At 61.8% G+C, this 25,859-nt stretch carries 26 protein-coding genes and 1 pseudogene; 11 read left to right on the forward strand and 16 right to left on the reverse strand.

Annotated elements, in window-relative coordinates:
• Positions 1 to 62: 62 nt before the first annotated feature.
• Complete coding sequence (locus tag FFS60_RS06480) at positions 63 to 554, reverse strand: sigma-70 family RNA polymerase sigma factor (protein WP_137821520.1); 492 nt, start codon at positions 552 to 554, stop codon at positions 63 to 65.
• A gap of 190 nt (positions 555 to 744) precedes the next feature.
• On the opposite strand from FFS60_RS06480, the gene FFS60_RS06485 reads away from it, so the two are divergent.
• Complete coding sequence (locus FFS60_RS06485; RefSeq protein ID WP_137821449.1) at positions 745 to 1,311, forward strand: hypothetical protein; 567 nt, start codon at positions 745 to 747, stop codon at positions 1,309 to 1,311.
• A 174-nt stretch (positions 1,312 to 1,485) separates the two neighbouring features.
• Here FFS60_RS06485 and FFS60_RS06490 read toward each other — a convergent pair whose 3' ends face one another.
• Positions 1,486 to 1,980 (reverse strand): DUF2938 domain-containing protein, encoded by a 495-nt coding sequence (locus tag FFS60_RS06490; RefSeq protein ID WP_137821450.1) that lies wholly within the window; start codon positions 1,978 to 1,980, stop codon positions 1,486 to 1,488.
• Between the two features lie 81 nt (positions 1,981 to 2,061).
• On the opposite strand from FFS60_RS06490, the gene FFS60_RS06495 reads away from it, so the two are divergent.
• Positions 2,062 to 2,487, forward strand: a complete 426-nt coding sequence (locus FFS60_RS06495; protein ID WP_137821451.1) for a helix-turn-helix domain-containing protein — start codon at positions 2,062 to 2,064, stop codon at positions 2,485 to 2,487.
• Between the two features lie 20 nt (positions 2,488 to 2,507).
• Here the strand turns inward: FFS60_RS06495 and FFS60_RS06500 are convergent, their stop codons facing one another.
• Complete coding sequence (locus FFS60_RS06500) at positions 2,508 to 3,944, reverse strand: HD domain-containing phosphohydrolase (RefSeq protein WP_137821452.1); 1,437 nt, start codon at positions 3,942 to 3,944, stop codon at positions 2,508 to 2,510.
• A 118-nt stretch (positions 3,945 to 4,062) separates the two neighbouring features.
• Here FFS60_RS06500 and FFS60_RS06505 point away from each other — a divergent pair, with 118 nt between their 5' ends.
• Positions 4,063 to 4,824 (forward strand): alpha/beta hydrolase, encoded by a 762-nt coding sequence (locus tag FFS60_RS06505; RefSeq protein ID WP_137821453.1) that lies wholly within the window; start codon positions 4,063 to 4,065, stop codon positions 4,822 to 4,824.
• 646 nt (positions 4,825 to 5,470) lie between these two features.
• On the opposite strand, the gene FFS60_RS28630 is transcribed toward FFS60_RS06505, so the two are convergent.
• Complete coding sequence (locus tag FFS60_RS28630; protein ID WP_155945736.1) at positions 5,471 to 5,647, reverse strand: hypothetical protein; 177 nt, start codon at positions 5,645 to 5,647, stop codon at positions 5,471 to 5,473.
• Positions 5,648 to 5,825: 178 nt separating this feature from the next.
• On the opposite strand from FFS60_RS28630, the gene FFS60_RS06510 reads away from it, so the two are divergent.
• The 3 genes from FFS60_RS06510 to FFS60_RS06520 all read left to right on the forward strand — a co-directional run bounded on the left by FFS60_RS06510 (position 5,826) and on the right by FFS60_RS06520 (position 6,780).
• Positions 5,826 to 6,122: a hypothetical protein gene (locus FFS60_RS06510; RefSeq protein ID WP_137821454.1), complete on the forward strand. Its 297-nt coding sequence runs from the start codon at positions 5,826 to 5,828 to the stop codon at positions 6,120 to 6,122.
• A 162-nt stretch (positions 6,123 to 6,284) separates the two neighbouring features.
• Positions 6,285 to 6,500 carry a CsbD family protein gene (locus FFS60_RS06515; protein ID WP_028629316.1) on the forward strand — a complete coding sequence of 72 codons (216 nt, stop codon included), beginning with the start codon at positions 6,285 to 6,287 and terminating at the stop codon, positions 6,498 to 6,500.
• A 43-nt stretch (positions 6,501 to 6,543) separates the two neighbouring features.
• The gene (locus FFS60_RS06520; RefSeq protein ID WP_137821455.1) at positions 6,544 to 6,780 is read left to right on the forward strand and encodes a hypothetical protein; all 237 of its coding nucleotides are present in this window, start codon (positions 6,544 to 6,546) and stop codon (positions 6,778 to 6,780) included.
• Here the strand turns inward: FFS60_RS06520 and FFS60_RS06525 are convergent.
• Entirely contained in the window at positions 6,756 to 7,508 is a 753-nt protein-coding gene (locus tag FFS60_RS06525; protein WP_028629314.1) for a Crp/Fnr family transcriptional regulator, read from the reverse strand. The two genes, FFS60_RS06520 and FFS60_RS06525, sit on opposite strands and share 25 nt — an antisense overlap.
• A 295-nt stretch (positions 7,509 to 7,803) precedes the next feature.
• On the opposite strand from FFS60_RS06525, the gene FFS60_RS06530 reads away from it, so the two are divergent.
• Complete coding sequence (locus FFS60_RS06530) at positions 7,804 to 8,046, forward strand: hypothetical protein (RefSeq protein ID WP_081668097.1); 243 nt, start codon at positions 7,804 to 7,806, stop codon at positions 8,044 to 8,046.
• A gap of 304 nt (positions 8,047 to 8,350) precedes the next feature.
• Here FFS60_RS06530 and FFS60_RS06535 read toward each other — a convergent pair whose 3' ends face one another.
• The gene (locus tag FFS60_RS06535) at positions 8,351 to 8,497 is read right to left on the reverse strand and encodes a lmo0937 family membrane protein (RefSeq protein WP_137821456.1); all 147 of its coding nucleotides are present in this window, start codon (positions 8,495 to 8,497) and stop codon (positions 8,351 to 8,353) included.
• 279 nt (positions 8,498 to 8,776) lie between these two features.
• On the opposite strand from FFS60_RS06535, the gene FFS60_RS06540 reads away from it, so the two are divergent.
• The gene (locus tag FFS60_RS06540) at positions 8,777 to 9,463 is read left to right on the forward strand and encodes a Crp/Fnr family transcriptional regulator (RefSeq protein WP_137821457.1); all 687 of its coding nucleotides are present in this window, start codon (positions 8,777 to 8,779) and stop codon (positions 9,461 to 9,463) included.
• 240 nt (positions 9,464 to 9,703) lie between these two features.
• Here FFS60_RS06540 and FFS60_RS06545 read toward each other — a convergent pair whose 3' ends face one another.
• Entirely contained in the window at positions 9,704 to 10,714 is a 1,011-nt protein-coding gene (locus FFS60_RS06545) for a magnesium transporter CorA family protein (protein WP_137821458.1), read from the reverse strand.
• Between the two features lie 30 nt (positions 10,715 to 10,744).
• The gene (locus FFS60_RS06550) at positions 10,745 to 12,331 is read right to left on the reverse strand and encodes a RimK family protein (protein ID WP_028629310.1); all 1,587 of its coding nucleotides are present in this window, start codon (positions 12,329 to 12,331) and stop codon (positions 10,745 to 10,747) included.
• 94 nt (positions 12,332 to 12,425) lie between these two features.
• Here FFS60_RS06550 and rimI point away from each other — a divergent pair, with 94 nt between their 5' ends.
• Positions 12,426 to 13,547 (forward strand): ribosomal protein S18-alanine N-acetyltransferase, encoded by a 1,122-nt coding sequence (gene rimI, locus FFS60_RS06555; RefSeq protein ID WP_137821459.1) that lies wholly within the window; start codon positions 12,426 to 12,428, stop codon positions 13,545 to 13,547.
• 118 nt (positions 13,548 to 13,665) lie between these two features.
• Here rimI and FFS60_RS06560 read toward each other — a convergent pair whose 3' ends face one another.
• The 7 genes and pseudogenes from FFS60_RS06560 to FFS60_RS06585 all read right to left on the reverse strand — a co-directional run bounded on the left by FFS60_RS06560 (position 13,666) and on the right by FFS60_RS06585 (position 20,613).
• Positions 13,666 to 14,841 carry an MFS transporter gene (locus FFS60_RS06560; protein WP_137821460.1) on the reverse strand — a complete coding sequence of 392 codons (1,176 nt, stop codon included), beginning with the start codon at positions 14,839 to 14,841 and terminating at the stop codon, positions 13,666 to 13,668.
• Between the two features lie 30 nt (positions 14,842 to 14,871).
• On the reverse strand, positions 14,872 to 15,243 hold the full coding sequence (locus tag FFS60_RS06565) for an ethanolamine utilization protein EutQ (protein WP_137821461.1): 372 nt from the start codon (positions 15,241 to 15,243) through the stop codon (positions 14,872 to 14,874).
• A complete protein-coding gene (locus tag FFS60_RS06570) occupies positions 15,240 to 16,568 on the reverse strand; it encodes an FAD-binding oxidoreductase (RefSeq protein ID WP_137821462.1) in 1,329 nt (442 codons plus the stop codon). Before FFS60_RS06570 ends, FFS60_RS06565 begins: the two co-directional genes overlap by 4 nt.
• Positions 16,569 to 16,578: 10 nt before the next feature.
• A complete protein-coding gene (locus FFS60_RS06575; RefSeq protein WP_245586515.1) occupies positions 16,579 to 17,811 on the reverse strand; it encodes an FAD-dependent oxidoreductase in 1,233 nt (410 codons plus the stop codon).
• A pseudogene (locus FFS60_RS28980) lies at positions 17,800 to 17,961 on the reverse strand (rubredoxin); the annotation flags it as partial. The pseudogene FFS60_RS28980 and the gene FFS60_RS06575, both read right to left, overlap by 12 nt.
• Positions 17,962 to 17,975: 14 nt before the next feature.
• Positions 17,976 to 19,421, reverse strand: coding sequence for an aldehyde dehydrogenase family protein (locus tag FFS60_RS06580; protein ID WP_137821463.1), 1,446 nt, complete (start codon positions 19,419 to 19,421; stop codon positions 17,976 to 17,978).
• Between the two features lie 10 nt (positions 19,422 to 19,431).
• Positions 19,432 to 20,613 carry an aromatic ring-hydroxylating dioxygenase subunit alpha gene (locus FFS60_RS06585; protein ID WP_137821464.1) on the reverse strand — a complete coding sequence of 394 codons (1,182 nt, stop codon included), beginning with the start codon at positions 20,611 to 20,613 and terminating at the stop codon, positions 19,432 to 19,434.
• 403 nt (positions 20,614 to 21,016) lie between these two features.
• On the opposite strand from FFS60_RS06585, the gene FFS60_RS06590 reads away from it, so the two are divergent.
• A complete protein-coding gene (locus tag FFS60_RS06590) occupies positions 21,017 to 22,720 on the forward strand; it encodes a BCCT family transporter (RefSeq protein WP_137821465.1) in 1,704 nt (567 codons plus the stop codon).
• A 74-nt stretch (positions 22,721 to 22,794) separates the two neighbouring features.
• Here FFS60_RS06590 and FFS60_RS06595 read toward each other — a convergent pair whose 3' ends face one another.
• A complete protein-coding gene (locus tag FFS60_RS06595; RefSeq protein ID WP_028629301.1) occupies positions 22,795 to 23,706 on the reverse strand; it encodes a LysR substrate-binding domain-containing protein in 912 nt (303 codons plus the stop codon).
• Positions 23,707 to 24,133: 427 nt separating this feature from the next.
• Here FFS60_RS06595 and FFS60_RS06600 point away from each other — a divergent pair, with 427 nt between their 5' ends.
• Positions 24,134 to 25,843, forward strand: coding sequence for an amidase (locus FFS60_RS06600; RefSeq protein ID WP_137821466.1), 1,710 nt, complete (start codon positions 24,134 to 24,136; stop codon positions 25,841 to 25,843).
• Positions 25,844 to 25,859 lie beyond the last annotated feature (16 nt).

A 25,859-nucleotide genomic window follows, 5' to 3' on the forward strand; every position in this document is an offset into this window, starting at 1 on the left:
GGAATCAGGCTGCGGTGGTTGTCCATGGATCGGGTCTTGGTGCCCTGTCTGGTAGGTCCGGCTCATGAAGCGCTCAAGTCCAGGCGCTCACGCAAATGGCGAAGGGTGCGGATCATATACCGCTCCACCATATTCTTGGATAACCCCAGGCGCTCGGCAATTTCCGCCTGGCTCAGCCCTTCCAGCTTCTGCCAGATGAAAACCTGCCGGCAGTTCACGGGCAACTCGGCCAGCACCTTCTCGATGGAATCGGCAAGCTGCACGGCGTGCATATAGGCCTCGGGGTCGTTCCTCCCCTCCTCGTCCTGCCCGGCCATGTCCAGTTCCAACTGGGCGCGGCGCTCCTCACGGCGGAACTGGTCCACCGCGATATTGCGTGTGGTCTGGTGCAGGTAAGCGCGGGGTTGCTGGACGTTGCCCTGGTCGGTTTCCAGGACGCGCACGAAGGCGTCGTGGGCCAGATCCTCGGCGCGATGGCGATTCCTCAGCCGGCGCGTCCACGTGCCGATGAGTTCTTCATAGTGTTCGAAGAAGCCATGATTGCGCTGAGGCATCTGGGGATAGGAAGGGTCGGAAATCGAAAGGCGCGAATGATAATAGCTTGCAAGTATTCCCGCAATTTCCCCTTCCCCGCTTCCAGTCGCCAGCCGACGAAACCACCTTGCCTGCCCATATGGAGCCCATGCACCTTTGCGGGTATCTTCTCCTGCCGTCGCCAACTGCCCCACAGGAAGTGCCTGTTCCATGAGCCGTACCACCCTCCAGGCCGCTGTCTTCTGTCTTGCCGCTCTCTGTTCGGCTGCCACCTTTGCCAAGGTGGAAGTCCAACCCGTCCAGCACACCAAGGCGGGCCGGATTCTCGCCGTGCAGATTTCAGAAGACATCGCTCCCGGCGACTACGAAGCCCTGATGAAAGGTTTGCGCGCCAACGCCGGCAAGTTCGACCGCAAGCTGGTGTTGCTGGACAACATCGGCGGCAGTGTGACCGAAGCCATCCGCATGGGCCGCCTGCTGCGGGAAACCGGCTTCGATGTGATGGTCCCTACCGACGGCGTGTGCCAGGGCAGCTGCGTCTACCTCCTGGCCGCCGGCCGCAACAAGACCGTGCGCGGCTACGTCGGCCTGCACCGCCCCTACTTCCCCCACGGCGATTCCGCCCAGGTTGCCCCCGTCGGCAGCCGCTACAGCCCGACCGCCTACCTCAGGGAAATGAACGTCCCCTTGAGCCTGCTGGACGAGATGAACAGCATCGAACCAACGCGCATGCGGGTGCTGACGAAGGATGAGCTGGCGAAATACCGGTTGAACTGACGGCGGCTACCCTATGGGGCTGCAGCGTGGACTTGCCTATGACCCCTATAAGGTGGCGTCGCGGATGCAGCTAGCCAGGTCGACGTGTAGGAGCGAGCTTGCTCGCGAAACATCGTGCTCGGGCTGTTCGCGAGCAAGCTCGCTCCTACAAACAATCCGATTTCATCCCGCACATCAGCGGACGACCCAGTCCACCAGGGCAGCGGCAAGGAACAGGCCCAGGCCGAAGACGCTGTGATTGGCCAGGCTGCGCAGGCAGTTCTTCATCGGTATGGGTGTCTTGCTGGCGAACAGGCCGGCGCCCATGGCCGGCTGCATCACCAGCAACGGCGCGGCGACGGTGCCCATACCTACCAGCACGGCGGGCAGCAGGGTTGGGCTGGCGGTCCAGCCGATGCCGGTGAGCACCACGAGCAAGCCCGCGAAGCCAACGCCGATGGCGTAGTGGGTGAACCAGCCCAGGGCCAGCTCACCCGGAATGGGCTCCGCCCTGGCGATGGCTTCGTGGGAAAAGCGACCACGGAGCAGGTGACCGACCCAGCGACCGATGAAGGCGAAGTTGAGGGTCTGCACGCCCATGCGCTTGAGAACGAGCAGCCAGATGTCCATGACGGCGGTGGCGCCGATACCGATGCAGGCCACTGTGATGATGACGTTGGGAATATTCATGTGAGCCCCTTGTGCGTTGACGATGGGAGGTGTCGGGGCCACTCTAGAAGTTGAAGTCAACTTCAAGTCAAGGGATCACAGATGGACATTGCCGAGGTCGCCAGACGAACGGGCTTACCGTCATCGACACTGCGCTACTACGAGAAGAAAGGGCTGATCACTTCCCTCAGCCAGCAAGGGACCAGGCGCTGGTTCGCCCCCGGCATCCTCGACCAGTTGGCGCTGATTTCACTGGGCCAGGCGGCTGGGTTGTCGCTAGATGAGATCCGCTCGATGTTCTCGCCCAATGGCACGCCGAACATCGACAGGCAGCTGTTGCTTACCAAGGCCGATGAGCTCGACGCCCTGATCAAACGCCTGAAGGCCATGAGCAATGGCTTGCGCCATGCGGCGGCCTGCCCCGCTCCGAGTCATTCGGAATGCCCGACCTTCAAGCGGCTGCTGCAGGCGGCCTCCTCGGGGGCCATCGAACGTCGCTGGAACAAGCCTGCACCCACAAGCCGGTAGGCGGCTCGTCGGCGGACTGTTCAGATCAACCCAAGCGTCAGCGCCTTCAGCGTCGCCGCCGCGCGGGTCGAGCAATTCAGCTTGCGGAATACGCTCTCGACATGGGTTCGCACCGTGCTCGGGCTGATGCCGAGATCGCGCGCCACTTCCTTGTTGCTCGCCCCCGAGCTGATGCGCCGAAGTATCTCTGTCTCCCGCTCGGACAAGGTGCCGCTGGCGGTCTTGCACAAGGCAGCAGAGCGCTCTCCACGGGCGGCGGCAATCACCGCCTGGCATGCCCTCGGATCGAAACGCCCCTGCCCCGCTTCAGTCTCCAGCAACCGTGCAGCCTCGCCGTCGCTGAATGCCGGCCGCCATGGACGTTCAGACCGCAAGGCCTGCCAGGCCAGCGCCGCAGCCAGCAGGCGGTGGTCAGGCTGCAAGGAGTCACCACTGAAGGCGCGGAAGTAGCCACTGCCATCCAGCCGTTCATAGGCATGGGCGGCCAGTTGGCCGGGGACTGCCAGTCCGCCGATCTGACTGCACGCGCGCAAGGTCCAGTAGGGCACCAGCCGCACCTGTTCCTGGTCGCCAGCAAGCAGCGGGCCCGGCGTGTTCCAGATACGGTTGGGCACCGCCGCGCGGCCGATGCCGTGGATGAGCGCGGCCCGTCCCAGCTGCTCGACGCTACCCGACGGCAATCCCCACAGCCTGGCGGCTTCGCGCACCAGATCGGCTGCCTGGCGTGAATAGCCGGTAAGCCAGGGCAGCTTGAGGTCGATCACGTCCCCCACCAGCGTCAGCGAGACCTGTGCGTCGCTGCCCAGTGCATCTGACGGGAAATCTTCGGGCAGTTGCAGGGCCTCCAGCCAGTCGGCGGCATGGCGCAGCAGTTCAGCCGCCAGGGATGCCGGGTAGCGGCGATCCCCCTGGGAAGCGATCCACTCCAGCGCCGAGTCCAGGCCATGAACCCGGGAGAGAATTTCCAGGTCGCCCGCCAGCACCACCTGATACACGACCTCCGGCACGTCGGGATGGCGCAGACCAAGCGGATTGCCCTGGCCATCGAACTGCTCGAATACGTGGCGCAACCCCAGCTCGACATCGGCGTTCAAGCCCAGCGTGCGGGCGATATCACCGGACACCTCGCAATGCACTTCGGCCAGGGGCGCGGACTTGCGCATCGCGCGAAGCCCGGACGGCCCCAGCGTCTGGCTGAGCATCGCACGGCGACCGCCGACATCATCCCCCAGCAGGTGCATGAAGCCCTCGGCGTTAGCCGTGCAGCCTGACCAGCGCAGCAACGCCACCTGACGCGCGACGTCCGCCCGTACATCGTCGCCACCACAGGACTGCGCCAGGAGGCCAGCGAGGCGTGCGGTACGTCGGGATTGGTCGATGGGCTGGCCCATGCTCAGATCCCCCACCATCGCCAGGGCCAGGATGGCGTCCCCCAGTGCAACGCAGTCGGTGTCCATCAGATTGCTCTCCACGGATTCGCTCGCATTCTCGCCGACCTGCCTCGGATAAACGACCGATACCGGCACACTCGGGCAATCCCGACACTAGGCACTCCCAAGCACAGGAGATCCCACCATGTCCAAACCCAAGACCCTCGCCCTGGCACTCGCCATGGCCACCTCCCTCTTCACGCTCGGCAGTCAGGCCGCCACTGCGACCCCCTCGGTCGTGATCGTCCACGGCGCCTTTGCCGACGGCTCCGACTGGGCCAAGGTCGTGCCACTGCTCCAAGCCGAAGGCATCAGGGTAACCGTGGTGCAGAACCCGTTGACCTCGCTGGCCGACGATGTGGCCGCCACCCAACGCGTGCTGAACAACCAGGAAGGCGACGTGGTGCTGGTCGGGCACTCCTGGGGCGGCACGGTGATCAGCCAGGCCGGTGCCGACAATAAAGTGCGTAGCCTGGTCTATGTCGCGGCCTTCGCGCCCAACGCCGGGCAGAACACCAAGGAACTCTACAACGGCTACCCCTCGCCGCGCGGCGTGAGCCAGATCGCGCCCGACAAGAACGGTTTCCTCTATCTGACGCCACAAGGCATGGCCACCGACTTCGCCCAGGACGTATCGCGCGAGCAGGCCGCCGTGATGGCCGCCACCCAGGGGCCGATCCGCGCGGCGGCGTTCGAAGAGAAGACCAGCATCGCCGCCTGGAAAGGCAAGCAGAACTGGTACGTCGTGGCCAGTCAGGACCATATGATCCAGCCGGACCTGCAGCGTGACTTCGCCAAGAAGATTGGTGCCAGCGTCACCGAACTCGACTCCAGCCACGTTCCGCAGCAGTCACGCCCGGACGAGGTAGCCAAGGTGATCATCCAGGCCGTGCAGAGCGCCCATTGACCCGGATGCGACACGGCCGCACCTGAGGCGCGGCCGTGTCGGCAGCGAGAAGAGCGCGCTGGAAGCGACGCACGCATTCCGGGTCAGGCCACCGGAACCTGAAGATCAACACCATGCACAACACTTCGGTGATCCTGATCGGGGCACTGCAAACCTGTTCTGGCATGCGAAGTACCACCGGGACTCCGCCAACCGCTGGCTAAGACAGTTGATGTTCGAGCTGTTTTCAGACTGACAACGAGACAGCTGGGCGATCGTACCGCCCCCGCCCAGTGACGGACTTGCAGCCTGCTTGCTCAGACCCGGGCGGACCCGGCGTGCATGTGCGCAATCACAGCACCGCTGCTTTTGCCGGAGGCGTCTTCTTGCGTGGGGGCCGGACGGTCGGGGGTGCATCGGCGACCTCTTCCGGGTCCGGGAACGAATAGAGTTCCGCCCTGGAAAAGGTCGGCAAGCGCGGTGCGCGTTCGGGGGATTTTGCGGGGTCCGGGAGTGTCTGGACCCTGATCGATTTGTCGCTACAGCTTGAAATGCTCATGGTGCTCTCGCTAAAGCCCGGACTACTGCGGGCCAATTCAATGAGCATTGCAGAGCGCGGAGCCGGCGTCGGTACGCTAACGCACTCATGCCCTGTAGGGCACAAGGTTCAAGCCTTGGGACCCTGATGGGGTGGCGTTTCATCGCTCTGCGGCACGCGTGCCGCCTCGTTCGCTTCCTCGGCGCTGCGCAACAGCAGCTCGCCAGGCGTTTTCAGGGGAAGCGGGCCTCTGGAATGACGTTTGCCGGGTTTTCGAGGCAGGTTGGGATCAATGTAGGTGTGCATGACGACCTCAGGGACGAATGCGCTGCAGGATTGCAGTCGCTCGCATCAATCATTGCAGGTCCGGCGAGTCCTCTCGGTGCGCCAGCCCACAGAGGGCTAAGTGCCCTAGCGCACCGACTGCGCGCAGCCAGCCTGACAGCATGTTTGCAGCACGCCATTCCGCCTGTGAGGAGCTGACATGACCGCCGAAGCCGATAGCCAAACACCTGATACCGTCGATGCCGCTGCGCAGGAACTTGATAGCCTCGCGCGTAAACAACGAACACACGCCCTCTACCACTTCCTCGACAGGGTCGACGCCATCATCAAGAACCGCTGCGCGCTGATGCCGGAACGACAAGCCGAGGGCAGAGTTCCAGGCGAACAGCGCCTGCCGCAGGAGAACCAGCCCCCTCAGTCCTTCGGCTGTTCCATCACCCCACGTGGTGATGACGAACTCACCGACACCACTCCTGTCGAGGCTCCCAGGCGCTGATCCCCAGCGCTCGGCGGCCTTCCCGGCTACAGCCCGCATCTGCGCAACTCAACAGCGCTATGCGCGATGGCGCACCGACCGAACACCCTGCTCCTGAGATGATGATTGCGATGAGCGCTCGCCCGTTCGCGAGTCCCGCCATCCAATGATCGAGGCCAGACAATGAGCAGGGTTCTTGCAGACATCATCAAGGGCAAATGGCGCGAGCTGGTGGGTACCGCCAGGGTCGTCTGGGATGAACTGACAGTGGCCGAGTTGATTGGCTCCGAAGGCGATACCCAGAAGCTGGCCAACCTGATCCAGGAGCGCTACCAGATGACGCATGAAGAAGCCGAGAAGCAAGTGATCAGCTTTTTCGAGAGAAGCCGCACCCTCTGACAGCAAACTCCAGCCAAAGGCCAGCCTGGTAAAGGAGATGAGCATGATTACCGCGTACTTCGTCGTGGCGAGAGGCTCCGGCAACATCATCCGGATCACCCGACGCGAAAGCGTGCCAGACGATACACCCACCGTGATCAACGTGCCGGTGTCGACCGCCAGCCTGATGCGCTATGAGGACCTCCTCGCCCGCGGCGAGGACCTGATCAGCCTGCAAAGCGTCACCCGGCTGGTCAAGGCCGACAATCGCAACCATCAGAATTCCTGCCGGATCATCTGATCTGCGGGCCGCCCCTCAGTTGCATAGGGCAGCAGGCGGTCGGTTTCTTTCTTCACCACGGCATAGCACTCGCAGCTCAGTGCCTCGAGCCTGGGACGGTCGAGTACCGTGATGTGCCCGCGGCTGTACTCGATCACACCAAGCTTCTGCAGCTTGCCCGCGGCATCCGTGACGCCTTCGCGGCGCACGCCCAGCATGTTCGCGATCAATTCCTGGGTCATCGTCAGGTGGTTGCTCGGCAGGCGATCCAGCGACAACAGCAACCAGCGGCACAACTGCTGGTCGATCGAATGGTGCCGGTTGCAGACCGCCGTTTGTGCCATCTGGGTAATCAATGCCTGGGTGTAGCGCAGCATCAGGAGCAGCAGCTCCCCGTGGCGATTGACCTCGGTTTTCAAACGCTGCCCTTGCAGCCGGTAGGCGTGGCCGGCGCTCTGCACGATGGCTCGGCTCGGTGTGCTTTCACCCCCCATGAACACCGCCAGGCCAATCAGACCTTCATTGCCGACCACCGAGATTTCCGCCGAGGAACCGTTTTCCATCACATAGAGCAGGGAAACGATCGAGTCCGTGGGGAAATACACATGCCGCAAGGTGTCACCCGACTCATACAAGACCTTGCCGAGCGGCAGGGGTACCAGTTCGAGCTGCGGGATCAGGCGTTGCTGAACCTCTTCCGGCAATGCGGCGAGCAGGTGATTCTGCAATGGCGAAGGCGTGCGCGGCATAGAGGTCACCCATGAATCGAGCACCTGAAAGGGCCTCGTCCTTGTAACGATAGGACAACTGGACAACCCCGGGGTGAACCACCGGACGCAGGGTGTCCGGTGGAGGATTTCCTGCTTCGTACCAGCCGGCCGGACGCCTGGCCGCACGCTGTTATTCCATATTCGTTCACCGTCGCTTCGCGGTGCAGCCGGCAAGGGATAACCCCCGGTCCGGTTTACCGACAAAGGCAAGTAATTGCCGGCCAGAAGGTAGATAGTGGACGTCTACCCACCTCACGATCGGGCCGAGATCAACATGAAACGAAACTTCCCCGCGCACGTTGCATGGAGCGAAGCACGCATGAACGGTGACCACGCCCTGGCATTCGTTGCTGTCAAACCGCACAGCCCGGATACCGAAGCGAGCTTTCATCTCGTCTATGACCGGGCCAACTTTTCCCGACTCTCCGAAGCGCGCACCGCCGCAGAGCGTGCTCTGAACAAAATCCTGAGCTTCGACGCACGCGACGCGCCCGTGTTCAGCTCACCGGAATGCTGACCAACACCAGCCCGGGGCATCGGTCCGGGGCGGCATAATCCCAACCCCGCACAGACAGATGGACCTGGTGATGTGGATCGATCAAGGCAGCGCGAGAGGTACCTCGCCGCTGCCCTGCCGTCACCTGCCAACCTTACAGGCCTACGCCGGTTTCATCAGCGCGGCCGTGGTGGACCTTATGGCTGACTCATAGCTGCCGAGGCCACGTTTCCACAGCCCGCTCGTGCGGGTTTTTTCTGGGAAACAACTCGGCAATCGGTTTCGCTCGGGACGTTCCAGCAACAGTTGACTCAGACAGACTCCGTCAATCGCGCCGCACCAGCTTGGGCCGGAGCATGACCAGCGCGATCGCCAGGAACAGGAGAATGTGGATGAGCCCCCCGATGTAGAACGATGTGAGCACGCCCAGCGCCCACACAACCAACAAGACGATCACGATAGCTTCGAACATGTTCAATCTCCTTCCTCGGCCCGGCGCAGACCGGCTTCCATGCAGGTTGCGGCCGAAGTCACGGAGCGGTCTGTACGGCAACGCACTCATGACAAGCCGCTGACCACCCCCACGAGGCACGCGACCTGGCAGCGACCTCGTTGCAATCAGTCCGGCTTGCGTGCCCTACCGAACAGACCACCGCCAGCGCCAGGCGCCAGAGTGCAGCATGCGCGCAGTCAGCAGACTTCCCGCTCAACCCCACGACGTCCGTGAGCTGCAAGGCAAAAGGAGGCGGCCATGGTGACCAACCGACTGCTCAGCGGCATCCCGGGGCGGGAACGTGACCGGATCCTGAACCGTTGCGAATCGGTAAACCTGGACTTCGGCCGCACGCTTTGCGAGGCAGATCAGCCCTACAGTCACGCTTACTTCCCGCTTACCGGGTTCATCTCGCTGATAGCGAAGCTGGACGCCCATCGCCCCCTGGAGATGGGGCTGATCGGCAGCGAGGGCATGCTGGGCGTAACGCTCCTGCTGGGCGTTCGCAAGGCGCCGAACCGAGCGGTGGTGCAAGGCGCCGGTATCGCCTGGCGAATTACGGCCCCGCAGTTTGCACGCGAGCTGGGCGAGTGCCCTGCTCTGCAGCGCCGAATGAACCGCTACCTCTTCGTCTTGATGGCACAGTTGGCGCAAACGGCCGCCTGCACGCATTTCCATCAGATCCAGCCACGACTGGCTCGCTGGTTGCTGATGACCCAGGACCGCGCGCAGGCCGATCACTTCCACCTCACCCATGAGCTTCTTGCCGACATGCTCGGGGTACGCCGCAGCGGCATCACCGTGGCGGCGGGGGCGTTGCAGCAGAAACACCTCATTCACTACACCCGCGGTGAAATCACCATCCTCGATCGCACCGGGCTCGAGGCGGCTGCCTGCGAATGCTACGACGCAGTGACGGACTGCTACAGCAGGCTGCTTGGCTGAACCTGGCACCCTTGGGGCGGTGCCTGACGGGAAGCGGTAACGTCAGCTGGACTTGTCCTTCTTTCTCACGAAGTCCAGATAGAAGCTCACCACCGCAAACAGAAGAATCAGGGAAATCACCAGCAAGCCAGCCTCAGTGCTGCTCATCACACGCTCCAGTCAAGACTCGGCCGACATCCTGCGCCGAATGATCCAGGTGAATCCGTGGGCGGATAGCCGCGCACGCCAATGACCCTGGCCTCACGAGAAGACCCGGGTAAAAAACCTTCCTCGCCTACGCCCCTGCGAGCCAACCTCCCCTGCAGGCCTAGGGCGAGCCGCGCGGAAATCCCGCGCCATACGCTGCAGGAACAGCACCATCACGCCGCCCAGCAGCAGCATTGCGAGCACCAGGGCCGGATACGCCAGCCACCAGGGCACACCGGTGGTCATCATGCTGAACTCGGACATGCCGCCGATGCTGGCAATCAGGTTCAGGGGCAGGAACACCACGTTGATGAGGGTCAGCTTGCGCAGCATTTCGTTCATGGTGTTGTTGGCCAGGTTGCCGCGGGCATCCATCAGCCCGGCGAACACCGTCGAGTAGATTTCCGCCTGCTTGTAGCACTGGGTGTTCTCGATGATCAGGTCATCGATCAACGCCACCACTTCCGCGCCGAAGTGGTGCTTCTCGGCGTGGTTGCGCAGGCGCGAAAGCACCGTGCCGTTGCTGTGGATGGCGTTGATGTAATAGATCAGGCTCTCGCTGAGGTTGAACATCTGCACGAGATGGTGGTTCTGCATCGAGCTGTTGAAGCGCTGCTGCAGCTCGCGGGCGACCATCTTGATCACCTTGAGGTGACCCAGGTAGTGGTGGATGTTGTGCAACAGCATGTCCAGCAGCACATCCAGCGGCGTGTGCAGATCGTGGCGGACACCGAGGCCTCGCATCTGCGAGTCGTCCGGAGCGATCACTACCAGGCGCTCGGCGTTGAGCAACAGGCCGAACGACGACACCTCGAAGGAGAAACTGTCGCCACCGGAGTAGTTCTCCGGGCGTTTCCAGATCAGGAACAGGCTGTCTGGATGGAACTCGATGCGCGACACCTCGTCGGGGTCCAGCGCCGAGGCCAGGGCATGCTCATCAAGGTGGAACCTGCTTCGCAGCAGGTCGCGCTCGGCGGTGTCCGGATTGACGAAGAGCAGCATCTGGCTGTCCTGGTCTTCGCTGGGATGCAACGCCCCTTGGGCGAGTTGGAAGCTTTTGATCATTGGGACTCCCCTGATCCGGGCCAACGTGCTCTACCAGGTCTGTCCCCGGCGCTTCAGTTCCAGGCGGCGGACGAACTCCTCCAGCACCAGCGAATAGAGGTCGTCCTGCAGGTAGGCATCCTCGATGCCGGCGTCGAGATTGGGGTTGTCGTTCACTTCGATCACCACCACCCGGTCGTCCGCCTGCTTGAGGTCAACGCCATACAGGCCATCACCGATCAGGTTGGCGGTTTTCACAGCCAGGTCCACCACAGCGCGGGGCGCCTCGTGTACCGCCATGGTCCGGCATTCGCCGTTGACCTCGGCACCTTCGGCCTTGTGGTTGAAAATCTGCCAGTGCCCCTTCGACATGAAGTACTGGCAAGCGAAGATCGGCTTGCGATTCAGAATGCCGATGCGCCAGTCGTAGTCGGTGTAGAGGAACTCCTGGGCCAGCAGCAGCACCGAGTGCTCGAACAACTGCGCCGTCGCCCTGAGCAGTTGTTCCTGGTTTTCCACCTTGATGACCCCGCGTGAGAAGCAGCCATCGGGAATCTTCAGCACCAGCGGGAAGCCCAGGCGGTCGCCCACCTGTTCCAGTTCCAGTGGGTTGTCCTTGTAGAGGATTTCGCTGGCCGGCATCGCCAGTTTATTGCTGCGCAACAGGTCGGTCAGGTAGACCTTGTTGGTACAGCGCAGGATCGAAGTCGGGTCATCCATCACGACCAACCCTTCGCTTTCGGCCTTCTTGGCGAAGCGGTAGGTGTGGTTGTCCACGCTGGTGGTCTCGCGAATCAGCAGCGCGTCGTATTCGGCAAGGCGCGAGTAGTCCTTCTTCTCGATCAGTTCGACATCGATGCCCATGTTCCGGCCAACGCGAATGAAACTGTCCAGGGCCTTGGCATTCGAAGGCGGCAACGGCTCGTCAGGGTCGTGCAGGACGGCCAGGTCATAACGCGCCAGGCGCCTGGAACGCGGTACGCGCCAGATCTTGCGGCTGAAACCATCCAGCGCGTTGGCAAACTGATCTTCCTGATCCTCACGCAATTTGTGCAAGGCACCGGACTTTATTCCGGAAATCTGCCAGCCATCGGCCTTGCGGAATTCGACCAGCAATATCGGACAGGGAAATACCTCGAACAACTGACGGGCAATATCCTGCAAAGGCTCCATATCCGTCCGACCAAAGTAAAGACTTAATGTAAACCCTTCGGTACTTGCATACGGGTGTTTGACCAGCGCCTTTTCAAGCGTCTTTTCAAGATCATCAAGCGCCAGGCCATAGAGCGACTTCCGGGTAAGTTCACTGATTGTCCTGACCGACGGAATCACCTTGTGACCTCGCGCTTCAGCCAGCAGCGAACAATAGTAACCATGCCCCAGGTACTTGTAGTTACGGCACAAGTTGATGACCTGGACGCGTTTTCCTGACTCATTCTCGCGCGGCTGCTCTAGGTATTCCTGAGCGGTCAGTACATCTTCGCTCGGAAAGTATTTCGCCCAGTCTTCTTTTCGCTCGACAATAATCACCAACTGACTAGAACTCTTTTCATCATTCGCAATATATGCTTTACCGTCTATTGCCGGAGCCGGACTTTTGCTCAATACTCCGCGCAAATCAACCTGTGCCGATGCCATCTCTCTGTGACCCGTTGAAGAACAAGTGCCTAACTATTAAGCACGGACTTTCTTAAAAGTCTCGTTCCATTACGAAAGTTTTACGGCGATCCCCATGGACTTTATATTTCGCAATGCCAGACCCGATGACCTCCCGTCCTTGTTGGGCCTGGAGAACCAGTGTTTCGAGCATGATCGGCTGTCGCCCCGCAGCTTCCAGTGGATGATCAGCCGAGCCCACGCCAGCCTGATCGTCGCCCAGAGCCAAGGCCGGTTGATGGGGTACGCACTGCTGCTGTTCCACCGCGGCACTTCACTGGCCCGGCTCTACTCCATCGCCATTGCGCCCGACGCCCGCGGCCAGGGACTGGGCAAACGTCTGTTGGCGGAGGCAGAGCAAAACGCACGCGAGCACGACTGCGCCTATCTACGGCTTGAGGTACGCCCGGACAACCCGGCGGCCATCGGACTCTACGAAGGGGTTGGGTATCGGCGCTTCGCCCTGATCAACGACTACTACGAAGACCACGCAGACGCACTGCGCTTCGAGAAGCGCATCATCCAACGGCCCGCCAGCGCCGCACGCCAGGTGCCCTATTACCAGCAGACCACCGACTTCACCTGTGGCCCGGCCTGCCTGCTGATGGCCATGGCCGCCCTGCAGCCCGGACGAGCGCTGGCAAGGCGCGAAGAGGTGCAGCTCTGGCGGGAAGCCACCACCGTGTTCATGACCTCGGGGCACGGTGGCTGCAGCCCGCAGGGGCTCGCCCTGGCCGCCTGGCGGCGGGGCTTTCGCGTGAGCTTGCAGGTCAGCGTTGACGGGCCACTGTTCCTCAGCGGCGTACGCAGCGAGAACAAGAAGGACGTGATGCGCCTGGTCCATGAAGAGTTCTGCAATGAACTCCAGCACAGCGATGTGCAACAGGTGCGCAGCAGTCAGCTCGACATCCCACGCCTGTTGGCCGAGGGCGGCCAGCCCCTGGTGCTGATCAGCAACTACCGCCTGACCCGCGCCAAGGCACCCCATTGGGTGCTGGTCACCGGCTGCGACGAGGATTTCATCTACCTGCATGACCCGGACATCGACCACAGCCGTCATCGCCAGGCCCTCGACTGCCAGCATCTGCCGGTGAGCCATGCAGAATTTCAGCGCATGAGCCTGTTCGGCGGCAACAAACTGCGGGCTTCGGTCATTCTCCACGACAGGCAACAGGCCAACGGCCCGAACCATGGGTAGCGACAGGAACGCCCTTGGCTCAATCGCCTTCTGGACCGGTTCGAACTCAGGCTGCCGTTCTTGAACGGGTTTGCATGCCTTCCCAAACCCGAGGTTCACGGCAGCCGATAGAAGCCACCTAGCTGGCAGCTCCTGAGTCGCGTAGCTGAACCTGCGCAGCAGAGAGCTTCTGCCTCTCTCTGAGCAGGCAGACAACGAGTGCTGTTACACCGATGCAAAAGAAATAGAGCGCTTGAGGGCCGATATGGTCCATGAGCGCTCCTGCAACCAGTGGGCCGATGGTCGCGCCGATGCCGAACGTCATCAACAGCACGCCTGCTACGGAAACACGCAGCTCTGTTTCGAGATTGTCATTGGCAAGGGCCACGCCAAGCGGATACAGACTGAACTGCAGGAAGCCTACGACAGCACCGGCAAACATCACCCAGCCCAGCCCTGGGGCATCCAGAAAGGCCAATGGCAGATAGGCGATGGAGAGCAAGGCGGCGGTCAGTCGGATCAAGGTGACACGGGAATAGCGGTCCGACAGTTTCCCAAGCGGAAGCTGGGCTAACAGTCCCGCTGCGATGCTGGCGGCCATGAACTGGCCAACCTGCGCTGGTGTGAATCCCAGATGCGCCGCAAAGATCGGCGTCAAGCCGTAGAGGCAACCGTTCAGCAGTCCCGACGCGAGAATGGTGCCCAACGCCTGGGGCAAGCGGCGCAGATAAAGCATGGGTTGCACCCGCACCTGACTGATGGCGCTGGGCTGCATTCCCCGGTGCATGACCATGGGCACCACGCCAATGGCGAAAGCGATGGCCACACCGGTCAAGGCTGCCGCATCGAGCCCATTGCCGAGGCTGAGCAGCAGTTGTCCGAGCATCATGCCGACGTAACTGGCCACCATGTAGATCGACAGGGCACCGCCTCGGCGGTCGACCGGTGCGCAATCGTTCAACCAGCTCTCGATGACCATCAGCTGACACATCATCGCAGCCCCCACGATGAACCTCAGCGCAAGCCAAAGTGGCAGCCAATCACTCAATTGGTGGCTGAGCACCGCCATGACGATCACACCCGCGCTCACCACAAAGGCGCGGGGATGGGAAACGAGGCCAATCAGCCAGTAACCGATTCGGCCTCCAATCACCATGCCCAGCGCATTGGCGGCCATCAGGGCGCCGCCCCAGAGTTCAGCCACCCCCGCAGCGTTCAGGCGCAAGGCCAGGTAGGTCATCAGCAAGCTTGAGCCCAGCTGCATCAGTAGCGCTGCAGCGTAAATCGTTCCGAACGCCTTGGTGAGTGCGAACACGTTGAGCCCTGGATGAGTTGTGGTGGGAAATCAGGCAAGCCCGTGGCGCTGCTTCCAGTCACCGGGGTGCACGACATAGCCGAACAGCGCATGGCCGCCATAGATGAGCTCGGTCCCTTCCGGAATCCAAAGGAGCTGGCCGGGCTCCACCCGATAGAGTTCGCCGTTGGCCTTGAGCTCGAAACAGCCTTCGATGACGAAAATCACTTCGTCATACAGCAAGGTCCAGGCAACCTCCGCGCCCTCCCAGCGGGCAAAGCCGATCCCAAGATTTGGAGATACCTCGTTGCTGATTGCCCGGGCCACACTGGCGCCTCCAGGAGGCCCGCCGCGATGGGTGAAGGTCAGGTCCCGGTGATCGACAAGAAGTACCGGCCCTTTACCACCTGGAGCAGTCGTCATATCTCGCTCCTGCTGTTCCAGGCCGCCCAGCGAATGCGTGTCTTGACCCCCAGGCCGAGGAACGGCTCCGGCGGATTGAGCGAAGGCATGCCCGTCACTGCCTGGATATCGCGCAGCTGACTGGAGTCGGCACCTACGACCCTGTCCGCCAGCAGCGCCCCGGAGATGGTGCCCCAGGCTGCGCCGACCCCGTTGTCGCACGCTGTGGCGTAAACGCCCTCGCTCAATTGGCCGAAGAAGTTGGTGAAGTTGCGCGATATCGCATAGGTTCCTCCCCAGGTATGGGTGAAGGGAACATGGGCAAGTTGCGGGTAGCGGGCGAGAAACGCTTTTCGATGGTCGTCGCGAATTTGAAAGCGCGTCTTCTCATCGACACTGCGGCCATATCGCGGCACGTGCTTGTAGGTATTGCGAATGATGAGGCGACCATCCTGGGTCATTCGCACCGTGGTGCCTGCATGGTCGGCTGGCGTCAGGCCCCAGTCGAGGGACGCGCCGATGGCTTCCAGCTCGGCGCTCTCCAGCGGACGAGTCCAACTGGCAAAGGTCATCACGGGAAGCAGGCGATTACGCAAGTAACCGAACTCTTGGGTGAAGATGCTGGTGCCCAGCAATAGCCGTGGCGTGCGGATGATCCCCTGGTTGCCATGCAAGATCCAACGTCCCTGGGCATCCTGCTCCAAACGCTGGATGGGCGACTCTTCGAGAATCTCGACGTTCTCTGGCAAGGAAGCGCCCAGCCCGCGCACCAGTGCCGCCGGCTGCATCAGGTAGCAGCCCGGTGTGAAGATGGCGCGACTGTAATAGCTGGTGCCGAGTACAGCCGAAAGCTCCTCTCGCTCAACCCGTCGATAGGGTTCGCCGAGGTCGGCCATCAACTTCTCGAAATGATCGAGGTACGCCAATCCACGCTCGCCTACAGCGCCCTGATACTTGCCGGCATGGGACCACTGGCATTCGATGCGGTGTTGGCCAATCAGCGATTGCAGCTGATCGATAGCCGCCCGATTGAGCCCCAGTAGACGCTGCTTATGCTGCGGGTCCGGATGCTCCAGGGCGAACTTGTGCGGCAAATCGATGACGAAACCGGAGTTGCGGCCTGACGCGCCGTACCCGATGCGCTGGGCGTCGACGAGCAGGATGCGGGCTTGCGGCAGGTGCTCAGCCAGGCGTCGCGCCGCCGAGAGCCCTGCGAAGCCCGCGCCGATCACTACATAGTCGGCCTTCTGCTCGCCAACCAGGCGCGTGCAGGGAAGAGGCTCGGGCAGCGCGGCATACCACCCACAGCTGCGGTCATCATTGGGCAGGTTGACAATACTGTTCATGGTCAGGCCCTCAGGCCACGTTCTGTTGGATGTCCTGGCAGCTCTGCAGCCAGGTATTACGTTTCGACTGCGCCTGCCGTCCGAGAAGGACGAAGCCGCGCATGGCACCGGCCGCGTCATGGAAGGCTGCACTCAGTCCGTCCGCAGTTACTTCGCAGCGCCACTGTCCCTCGCATTCGACAGGTGGCGGCAGCAGGCAAAGCGGTGCCGCCGGCGTCTTCACCGTCACTGGCGCCAGTGGGTAGCTGACAAGGCTCGGCTGTCCCAGCAGGGTCTTGGCCAGGGCGCGTATGCCTTCGTTGATCGGTGCGAGATAGGGCAACAGCTGCCCGTTGATCTCAATGCAGTCACCCAGCGCATAGACGCCCGGCTGCGAGGTTTGCAGATGTTCGTCGACCTTGATGCCACGCCCGCACGCCAGGCCTGCCTCAAGCGCCAGCTCCAGGTTGGGCCGCAAGCCGACGGCGGACAGCACGAGGTCCGCCTCGAAGCGCTGGCCGTCGGCCAGGGATAGCTGATAGCCATCAGCCCCCTGCTCGATGCGCTGCAAGGTCGTGCGCAAATTCCATTGCACACCGAGGGCGGACAACGCTTCCTGCAATTGCAGCCCGGCGGATTCCGGTAACAAGCGCTCCATCGGCCAGGCACCCAGGCCAATCACGCGCACCTGGTAACCGCTGCTCGCCAGGTCATTGGCGAACTCGCAGCCGATGAGCCCATCGCCGAGGATCGCGACACGACGCACGCCCGCCAGCCGTTCACGGAACTCCCGATAGTCCTGGAGGTTGTTGACGCTCAGCAGCGCCTCGGCACGGCCCTCTATAGGCAACCGCACCGGCGAGGCCCCGCTGGCCAGCACGAGCTGTCCATACTCCATTTCGCCGAGACTGGTGTGCAAACGGCGCGCCTGGGTATCGATTCGCTCGACCCGGCAGTGGGTGTAGATACGGATGCCCAGTCGCCGCTCCAGCGCCAAGGGGCTTTCCGTCGCCAGCGCCTCGGCGCTGCGCCCTTGCGCCAAGGCGATGGACAGCGCCGGCTTGGAGTAGATGTGCCCGGTTTCCTGGGTGAGCACACGAATATCCAGTTGCGGGTTGGCCTTGCGCAGTTCCTGGGCCAGGCCGTAACCGGCATGCCCGCTGCCAATGATGACCACCGGCTGGGCTGGAATAACTGCGGCAAGGGGCTTCACCACGGCCGGTGGGGTCGCCACCGCAGTCACGGGCTCGCTGATTTCGATCATTTCGAAGTCGGACTTGCCCACTTTGCAGTCGGGGCAGAGCCAGTCCTCGGGGACGTCCTCCCAGCGGGTACCGGGGGCAATGCCGTCGTCCGGCCAGCCCTGGGCCTCGTCATAGATCAGGCCACAGATAATGCAGAGCCATTTTTTCATCGCCGCATCCCCCTTCATTCGCCCTTGATGCGCAAGGCCAGGTTTTTGGTCCGCACGTAGCTGTAGAGGGCCTCCTGGCCTTTCTCCCGGCCGAAGCCGGAAAGCCCTACTCCGCCGAATGGCGTCTCGATCCCGCCGGCATACCACTCATTGATGAATACCTGTCCGGCACGCAGGCGACGTGCACAACGCAAGGCCCGGTTGAGATCCTGGGTGAAGACGCCGGCGACCAATCCGAACTCGGTGCCATTGGCAATGGCGATGGCCTCCTCCTCGGTATCGAAGGGAATTACCGCAAGTACCGGCCCGAACACCTCGTCACGGGCAATTTCCATATCCGGGGTAACGTCGCGGAAAACCGTAGGCGCCATGTAGTGCCCGCGCATTCCGCTGATTGCCTCGCCGCCGGTTGCGAGCACTGCGCCCTGTTCCACGGCACGTCGGCACATGGCCTCGATGCCTTCGAGCTGGCCGGCGGAAATCACCGGCGTCAGATCTGGATTGTCCTGGCCGAGTCCGACGCTCAACCCTTCGGCCATGGCGGCCACCTCGGTGACTACCTCGTCGTACACGGAGCGGTGTACGAGCAGCCGCGACATGGCCGAGCAAACCTGGCCAGCGTTGAAAAAGATGCCGCTCTTGACGCTGGCGAGCAGTTGCTCGCGATCAGCATCGGGGAACACCAGCGCAGCGGACTTGCCACCCAGCTCCATGACGCTGGGAATGGCGTGCTCTGCCGCCACACGCAGAATGCTCTGGCCCGTGGGGACAGAACCGGTGAAGACGATCTGGTCGACATCGCCATGCCCGGCCATGTAGGCCCCCACTTCCCGGCCGCGGCCGCAGATGAGGTTGACCGCGCCACGCGGAAGCCCGGCACGATCAATGGCTTGTAGCAGGACGCAGAGCCCCAATGGGGAAAGTTCCGGCGACTTGATCACGACCGCGTTGCCTGCAGCCAAGGCCGGTGCCAGCGACCGGGCACAAATGGAAACCGGGAAGTTCCACGGCACGATCTGCAGCGACACACCCATCGGATCGTAGACAGTGAAGTCCATGTAGCCGTTGCCGAGAGGAATCGACGTCCCCTCGATCTTGTCCGCCATGCCGGCGTAGTACTCGAAATAGCGCGCCGCCTCGACGAACTCGTCGCGGGCATCACGCAGGCTCTTGCCGTTCTCCTGGCAAAGCACCCAGGCGCCTTCCTCGGTCACTGCGCGGATCTGTGCGGCGATTTCCAGCAGCCAGGCAACTCGCTGGGCAGGTCGCGCGCGGGTCAGCTCGCCGCTGTCCGCACAGCGACGCGCTGCCTGGATAGCGCGCTCCGCGTCGCCAATACTCGCTTGGGCGACAGTGGCCACCCGTCCGGTCGTCCCGGGATTGTTCACGGTGATGCGCTGCTCATTGTCGGTCCACTGACCGTCGATGAAGTTCAGCCAATGTGAGGCGATCGAATGCATGGCGGCCACCTCAGGCGTTCTGTGCGCAATCAAGCAGCTGGCGCGCAGCCCACTTGTGGAAGTAGTGGGTCGGCAGGTCCATCTCCGGCGAGAACGCGCCACCGTTGTAGCCGGGGGAGTTTCGACCTTTCTGCATGCCCTCTACCGATGCGATGTCTTCGGCGAACACCACACGCCAGGACTGCATGACGGCATTGCGCGCCGCTTCGAAATGGCCATCCAGTGCCTCGTCGCCTACATAGAAGAGACGCAGGTGCTCGACGGTCTTACCCGGTGCAATCGGCTCCAGCATCATCGCGAAGGCATGGTCGGCCTGGATGCCCAGCAGGACGTTGGGGAAGAAGGCCACGTACTCGGCGGTGCGCAGGCGATCCTTGGGCCAGGACGGGAAGATCGGCAGGTGCGTGCCAGCAACATCGGAGAGGTTGTAGGCGTGGCTACCCTGGCCGGCGAACTGATCGAACATGATGTTGTAGTGATCTTCGAGACGGGAATAGCTGTTCAGGCTCGGGTGTACCCACGGCAGGTGATAGGCCTCGCAGTAGTTCTCTACCGCCAGCTTCCAGTTGCAGTTGACCTCGATGCTCATGGCGCCGCTGTTGGCTTCGCGTCGCATCAGCCCCATGCCATCAGCACCGAGGAACTGCGTCCAGCGCTCGGTCAGCGGCGCGAGTTGCTCTTCCAGGGCCGGAGCATCGCCAGACAGATTGATGAAGACCATATCCATCCAGATCGTACTGCGCAGAGCCTTCAAACCATGTTTCTCGCAGGCGAAACGGTCGTCCTTGTGCTGATTGATGCCGCCCACATGCGGCGTTCCCTTCAAGCCACCGTTCAGGTCGTATGTCCAGGAGTGATAGGGGCAACGAATCACGCCCTGAACCTCGCCGGCCTCCTGTACCAACTTCACGCCGCGATGGCTGCAGACGTTGTGAAATACCTGAACCAGGCCTTCGCGGTTGCGCATCAGCAGCAGCGGCAGGCCCATGAAGTCCACTGGTTTGACATAGCTGTTCTTCGGCAGATCGCTCGCGAAGCCAATGCAGGCCCAGTTGCGGCCGAGCACCTGGTCGCGCTCCAGCTCGAAATAACGGTGGTCGGTATAAAATTCGTTCGTCAGTCCATGAGCTTCATGGATGGGAGCCAGGACGGTTTCCAGGGCATGGGTAGGGATGATCTGGGATGCAGTCATTGTTTTTCTCTCTCTTGTTCTGTTCGCAAGGACGGTTTGCACGGCTAGCTCGGCCTGGTGCTTGGCGCCGAGTTTCGACAGAGAGAGAAACGCCGACAAACGATTTTATTCAGCGTTATTTATTAGTTTTAATCATTAATTATTTTCTGTTTACTGCGAACCAGATCGCTGTTCGAAATCCACTCTCATTGAGCTTTAGCGCCAACGAATTAATGCGCTTTGGTAATGAATTGATGATGAGAAATGAGTTGTCGCAAGTTCTACGTTGACCCATTTTGTCGGCACGCCCGTGGCCCAAAAGCCCATGGTGATCGATGGGTACGCCTGACCCATTGGCGATGGATTCGCCAGCCCAACTCAGTCAAATCCTCAAACCCTTGAACAAGAACAAGAGGGGATAACAATGCGTGCAGAATCAGGCCTGTTGAAGGGCCTCAATCCCACCGTGACGGTCACTTCATTGGTCGCCGTCATTACCTTCGTGCTTTTTTGCGCCCTCTTTGCCGAGAGTGCGAGCGCTGTCTTCCAGTCCACTTCCGACTTCATCCTGCAGAACTTCAAATGGTTCTACCTGGCGTTGGTCAGTGGCGTGCTTGGGCTGCTGATCTACCTGATGTTCAGCCGCTACGGCCAGATCAAGCTGGGACGCGATGAAGACGCGCCCGAATTCAGCTTCGGGTCCTGGATTGCCATGCTGTTCAGTGGCGGGATGGGAATCGGCCTGATCTTCTGGTCTGTCGCCGAACCCATGTGGCATTACGCCGGCAATCCGTTCGCGACGGGATTGACCGATGAAGCCGCCACCACGTCGATGCGTATCACCCTCTTCCATTGGGGCCTGCACCCGTGGGCAATATTCACGGTTGTCGGCCTTGGGCTCGCCTACTTCGCCTATCGAAAGGGGCTGCCGCTGACCATGCGGTCCATCCTCTACCCGCTGATCGGTGACCGCATCTACGGGCCAATCGGCCATGTGGTGGACATACTCGCCGTGGTCATCACCGCGTTCGGCGTTTCGCAGTCCCTCGGCCTGGGTGTGGTGCAAATGAACACAGGGCTCAGCCAAGTGTTCGACCTGCCTATCAGCCTGGGTGTGCAGATAACCCTGATCGTGCTGATCAGCATCGTGACCACCCTGTCGGTCATGGCCGGTGTCTCCCGGGGGATGAAGCGCCTGTCTGAATGGAACATGCTGCTTTCCGTCGTTCTTGTCGCGCTGGTCCTTTTGCTGGGTCCCACCCGCTACATCCTCAACCTGATGCTCGAGAGCACCGGTGACTATGCCCAGAACATCGTGGGCCTGAGCTTCTGGAGCGATGCCCAGAAAGATAGCGGCTGGCAGAACTGGTGGACCGCCTTCTACTGGCCGTGGTGGATGACCTGGGGTCCATTCGTGGGTCTTTTCATCGCTCGAATCTCCAAGGGTCGCACCATTCGCGAGCTGATCGCTGGCGCCTTGGTGGTTCCCACCCTGGTCACCATCGTCTGGATGTCGGTCTTCGGCGGCGCTGCCTTGAAGAGCGAGCAGGCCGATCGCCAACTTCATGAACAACGCGTGGCGAGCGGTGAGCTTCAAGGCGAGCAAGCAAAGTTCGAGGGCGGAACGGTACTTCTGGCCACCAAGGAAGAAACCACAGCGGCCATGTTCACCCTGCTGGAGAAAATCGACGGCGGCATGATTGGCAAGTCCCTCAGCATTCTGGTGTGCATCCTGCTGGCAACCTACTTCATCACCTCTGCCGACTCCGGCACCCAGGTGCTATGCACACTGAATTCGCTGGGCAGCGCCAATCCACCTCAAAGCATCCGACTGCTTTGGTGCGTCATGGAAGGCGCCATCGCTACCGGCTTGCTACTGGCCGGTGGGCTCAAGGCCATTCAGATGGCCAGCATCGCCGCGGGCCTGCCAATTGCTGCATTCATCCTGCTACTCAGCTACACCCTGCTACGCAGCCTGCGTCAGGAGATGGCTGGCGTGCTGCCTGAGTTACCCCCTGGCAGCCGCAATCCCACGCAGGAGTTTTCCCGGGAGGGTGTCTCGCATATTGGCGGACCAGTGCCGGGCGGGGCCCTTGATCTCGGTTTGACTGCGCAAAAGGCCGGCTGACACTGGCTGGATAGAGCCACCTGAAAGCATCGAAGCCGACAGCCACAAGCTGCCGGCTTCGGTCGTTCTGGGCTTCACTCGCCCCGCACTGATGGCAAAGCCATCAGCCAATCCCGAAATAACCGCACACTTTGACGTGGGCCGCGTTCGCTCGGAGATTCAAGCAAGCAGAACTTAGCGTCTGTCTGAAGGATGACGTCATTCGGCCTGACCAAAGCGCCCGTGCTTAGCGGTTCATCCACCAGGTTGCCCCACGCCAGAGCGACACCTTGTCCACTGATCGCCGACTGGATAAGCATGCTGTAGCTGTTGATATTGACCCGGTGTTTCGGAGTCAGAAGCTCATACCCCAGACGCTTGAACCATTCCGGCCACCCAATCCAGTCCCGCTGCGAATCTTCGAGCCATAGCCAGGTACAGGACGAGAGCCCATCAACGGATCGCAGTTGCGGGTGCTTCTCCAGATAACCCGGGCTGCATACGAGGAAAATCTCTTCCGAAAACAGCGGAGTGACCTCCATTCCTTTGGGAGGCGTACCGCAGTAGTAGAGCGCCAGGTCGCTATCGAGCCTGGAATAGTCCTTCACATGGTCATGAGCAATGATGCGCAGGTCGATGTCTTCGTGCTGGCTCTGGAATTCCGCGACCTTGGGCAGTAGCCAGAGCGATGCCATAGCCGTACTGGTAGCAACGGTTACCTGCTGATCGCCTCGCCATTGACGAATCTCGCCGGTCGAACGGGCCAGGTGCAGCATGCATTCACGCACCGTTTCGTAGTACTGACTCCCGGTTGGAGTCAGGCTCATGCTGCGCGTCGTTCGGGTGAACAACGCCTTGCCAAGATACTCTTCGAGCAGACGAACCTGACGGCTGATCGCGCCCTGTGTGACGTTCAGCTCTTTGGCTGCGATCGTAAAGCTCAGGTGACGCGCAGCGGATTCAAAGGCAAGCAGGCTGTTAAGCGGCGGAAGCGGTTGGATTTTCACGGTTTGACGCACCCATCCATTCCTTTTTTATAAGTTCGTCATTTTAACGGGCCGCCTTGGGTTTAGGTGCGCCAGCGGAACAAAATGAACTGAGTATTTTGCCTCGCATGCGGATTGTGGTTGCCCGCACGTTCGCACCTCTGCTGTTGTGTTGAGAACGTACCCGCGAGGTGGAATTGACTTGCGCCTTCGGCCGGAAGCGACACAGGTGGGTAAACCTCTACACCGAGTACTCCGCCCCCTGTTGGTGCAAAATAGTGCCCACTAGAACTTTGCTAGCCTGGATTGTGAGTCCAGCCCCTGTCGCGTAATGCAGCGAAACGAGGACCGATATGAAAGCCGATTTTGAGCGGATTGATGCCCCTGAACCCGAGATGCCGCGTGATGGAAGTCACCACAGGTCCCACCAGCCGTCGGTGGTGACAGCATGATCGAGGTAACCGAGGTTTCAATTGCCGAACTGCGTGCCGCGCTCGAATCCGGTCGGACGACTGCGGTTGAGCTGGTCCAGGCCTATCTCGCCAGGATCGATGCCTATGATGGCCCCGACACACCCACGGCCCTCAACGCGGTGGTGGTTCGCAACCCCGATGCGCTGAAGGAAGCCGAGGCGTCCGACGCCCGCCGGGCCCGGGGCGAAACGCTGGGGCCGCTTGATGGCATCCCCTACACCGCCAAAGACAGCTACCTGGTGAAGGGACTGACTGCGGCCTCCGGCAGTCCGGCATTCAAGGACCTGATCGCCTATCGCGATGCGTTCACCATCGAACGACTTCGCGCTGCGGGAGCGATCTGCCTGGGCAAGACCAATATGCCGCCCATGGCGAACGGCGGCATGCAGCGCGGGGTCTATGGCCGCGCGGAAAGCCCTTACAACGCGAACTACCTCACCGCGCCCTTCGCGTCGGGTTCGTCCAATGGTGCGGGCACCGCAACCGCGGCCAGTTTTGCGGCATTCGGCGTTGCTGAAGAAACCTGGTCGAGCGGACGCGGGCCTGCATCGAACAATGGCCTGTGCGCCTATACGCCTTCGCGCGGGGTGATCTCGGTGCGCGGCAACTGGCCGCTGACGCCGACGATGGATGTCGTCGTGCCCTACGCCCGAACCATGGCCGACCTGCTCGAGGTGCTGGACGTTGTAGTGGCGGAGGACCCGGACACGCGTGGCGACCTGTGGCGTCTGCAGCCCTGGGTGCCGATCCCGAGCGTTGATTCGGTACGTCCCGCCTCCTACCTGGAGCTGGCCAAGCAGGCCGAAGCCCTGGCGGGCAAGCGCTTCGGCGTTCCGCGCATGTTCATCAACAAGGACCCGGACGCCGGCACCAGCGAAGCGCCGGGCATTGGTGGCCCGACCGGGCAACGCATCAACACTCGCCCGTCCGTGATCGCGCTCTGGGAAGAGGCGCGCAAGGCCCTGGAAGCCGCCGGCGCCGAAGTGGTCGAGGTCGACTTCCCGCTGGTGTCCAACTGCGAGGGCGACCGGCCGGGCGCACCGACCGTGTTCAACCGCGGCCTGGTATCCAAGGAATTCCTCCATGACGAACTGTGGGACCTGTCGGCCTGGGGCTTCGATGATTTCCTGAGGGCCAACGGCGATCCCAAGCTGAACCGTCTTGCTGACGTCGACGGTCCGAAGATCTTCCCGCACGATCCGGGCACGCTGCCAAACCGCGAAGGCGACCTGGCCGCAGGCATGGACGAATACGTGCGAATGGCCCAGCGCGGCATCAAGCAGTGGGACCAGATTCCCACGTTGCCGGATGGCCTGCGCGGACTGGAGCAGACTCGCCGCATCGACCTCGAAGACTGGATGGATCGCCTGGGGCTCGACGCTGTGCTGTTCCCGACGGTGGCCGACGTGGGCCCGGCGGATGCCGATGTGAATCCCGAATCTGCGGATATCGCCTGGAGTAACGGTGTCTGGGTCGCCAATGGCAATCTCGCCATCCGGCACCTGGGCGTCCCCACGGTAACCGTGCCGATGGGCGTGATGCCGGACATCGGCATGCCCGTTGGGCTGACGTTCGCCGGTCGTGCGTACGATGACTCGGCGCTGCTTGGTTTCGCTTCGGCGTTCGAGTCGACGGGGACCAAGCGATTGATTCCACCGCGAACCCCACCGCTGCAACGCGGCTAGATAGGGAGCTGGCGGG

Origin of the sequence: Pseudomonas sp. D(2018), from assembly GCF_005502555.1 — a bacterium.
GTDB lineage: Bacteria > Pseudomonadota > Gammaproteobacteria > Pseudomonadales > Pseudomonadaceae > Metapseudomonas > Metapseudomonas resinovorans.

Excerpts from the sequence above, each read along its gene's own strand:
- FFS60_RS06480 (WP_137821520.1), bottom strand. The coding sequence starts at position 554 with ATGCCTCAGCGCAATCATGGCTTCTTCGAACACTATGAAGAACTCATC.
- FFS60_RS06485 (WP_137821449.1), top strand. The coding sequence starts at position 745 with ATGAGCCGTACCACCCTCCAGGCCGCTGTCTTCTGTCTTGCCGCTCTC.
- FFS60_RS06490 (WP_137821450.1), bottom strand. The coding sequence starts at position 1,980 with ATGAATATTCCCAACGTCATCATCACAGTGGCCTGCATCGGTATCGGC.
- FFS60_RS06495 (WP_137821451.1), top strand. The coding sequence starts at position 2,062 with ATGGACATTGCCGAGGTCGCCAGACGAACGGGCTTACCGTCATCGACA.
- FFS60_RS06500 (WP_137821452.1), bottom strand. The coding sequence starts at position 3,944 with ATGGACACCGACTGCGTTGCACTGGGGGACGCCATCCTGGCCCTGGCG.
- FFS60_RS06505 (WP_137821453.1), top strand. The coding sequence starts at position 4,063 with ATGTCCAAACCCAAGACCCTCGCCCTGGCACTCGCCATGGCCACCTCC.
- FFS60_RS28630 (WP_155945736.1), bottom strand. The coding sequence starts at position 5,647 with ATGCACACCTACATTGATCCCAACCTGCCTCGAAAACCCGGCAAACGT.
- FFS60_RS06510 (WP_137821454.1), top strand. The coding sequence starts at position 5,826 with ATGACCGCCGAAGCCGATAGCCAAACACCTGATACCGTCGATGCCGCT.
- FFS60_RS06515 (WP_028629316.1), top strand. The coding sequence starts at position 6,285 with ATGAGCAGGGTTCTTGCAGACATCATCAAGGGCAAATGGCGCGAGCTG.
- FFS60_RS06520 (WP_137821455.1), top strand. The coding sequence starts at position 6,544 with ATGATTACCGCGTACTTCGTCGTGGCGAGAGGCTCCGGCAACATCATC.
- FFS60_RS06525 (WP_028629314.1), bottom strand. The coding sequence starts at position 7,508 with ATGCCGCGCACGCCTTCGCCATTGCAGAATCACCTGCTCGCCGCATTG.
- FFS60_RS06530 (WP_081668097.1), top strand. The coding sequence starts at position 7,804 with ATGAAACGAAACTTCCCCGCGCACGTTGCATGGAGCGAAGCACGCATG.
- FFS60_RS06535 (WP_137821456.1), bottom strand. The coding sequence starts at position 8,497 with ATGTTCGAAGCTATCGTGATCGTCTTGTTGGTTGTGTGGGCGCTGGGC.
- FFS60_RS06540 (WP_137821457.1), top strand. The coding sequence starts at position 8,777 with ATGGTGACCAACCGACTGCTCAGCGGCATCCCGGGGCGGGAACGTGAC.
- FFS60_RS06545 (WP_137821458.1), bottom strand. The coding sequence starts at position 10,714 with ATGATCAAAAGCTTCCAACTCGCCCAAGGGGCGTTGCATCCCAGCGAA.
- FFS60_RS06550 (WP_028629310.1), bottom strand. The coding sequence starts at position 12,331 with ATGGCATCGGCACAGGTTGATTTGCGCGGAGTATTGAGCAAAAGTCCG.
- rimI (WP_137821459.1), top strand. The coding sequence starts at position 12,426 with ATGGACTTTATATTTCGCAATGCCAGACCCGATGACCTCCCGTCCTTG.
- FFS60_RS06565 (WP_137821461.1), bottom strand. The coding sequence starts at position 15,243 with ATGACGACTGCTCCAGGTGGTAAAGGGCCGGTACTTCTTGTCGATCAC.
- FFS60_RS06570 (WP_137821462.1), bottom strand. The coding sequence starts at position 16,568 with ATGAACAGTATTGTCAACCTGCCCAATGATGACCGCAGCTGTGGGTGG.
- FFS60_RS06575 (WP_245586515.1), bottom strand. The coding sequence starts at position 17,811 with ATGATCGAAATCAGCGAGCCCGTGACTGCGGTGGCGACCCCACCGGCC.
- FFS60_RS06580 (WP_137821463.1), bottom strand. The coding sequence starts at position 19,421 with ATGCATTCGATCGCCTCACATTGGCTGAACTTCATCGACGGTCAGTGG.
- FFS60_RS06585 (WP_137821464.1), bottom strand. The coding sequence starts at position 20,613 with ATGACTGCATCCCAGATCATCCCTACCCATGCCCTGGAAACCGTCCTG.
- FFS60_RS06590 (WP_137821465.1), top strand. The coding sequence starts at position 21,017 with ATGCGTGCAGAATCAGGCCTGTTGAAGGGCCTCAATCCCACCGTGACG.
- FFS60_RS06600 (WP_137821466.1), top strand. The coding sequence starts at position 24,134 with ATGATCGAGGTAACCGAGGTTTCAATTGCCGAACTGCGTGCCGCGCTC.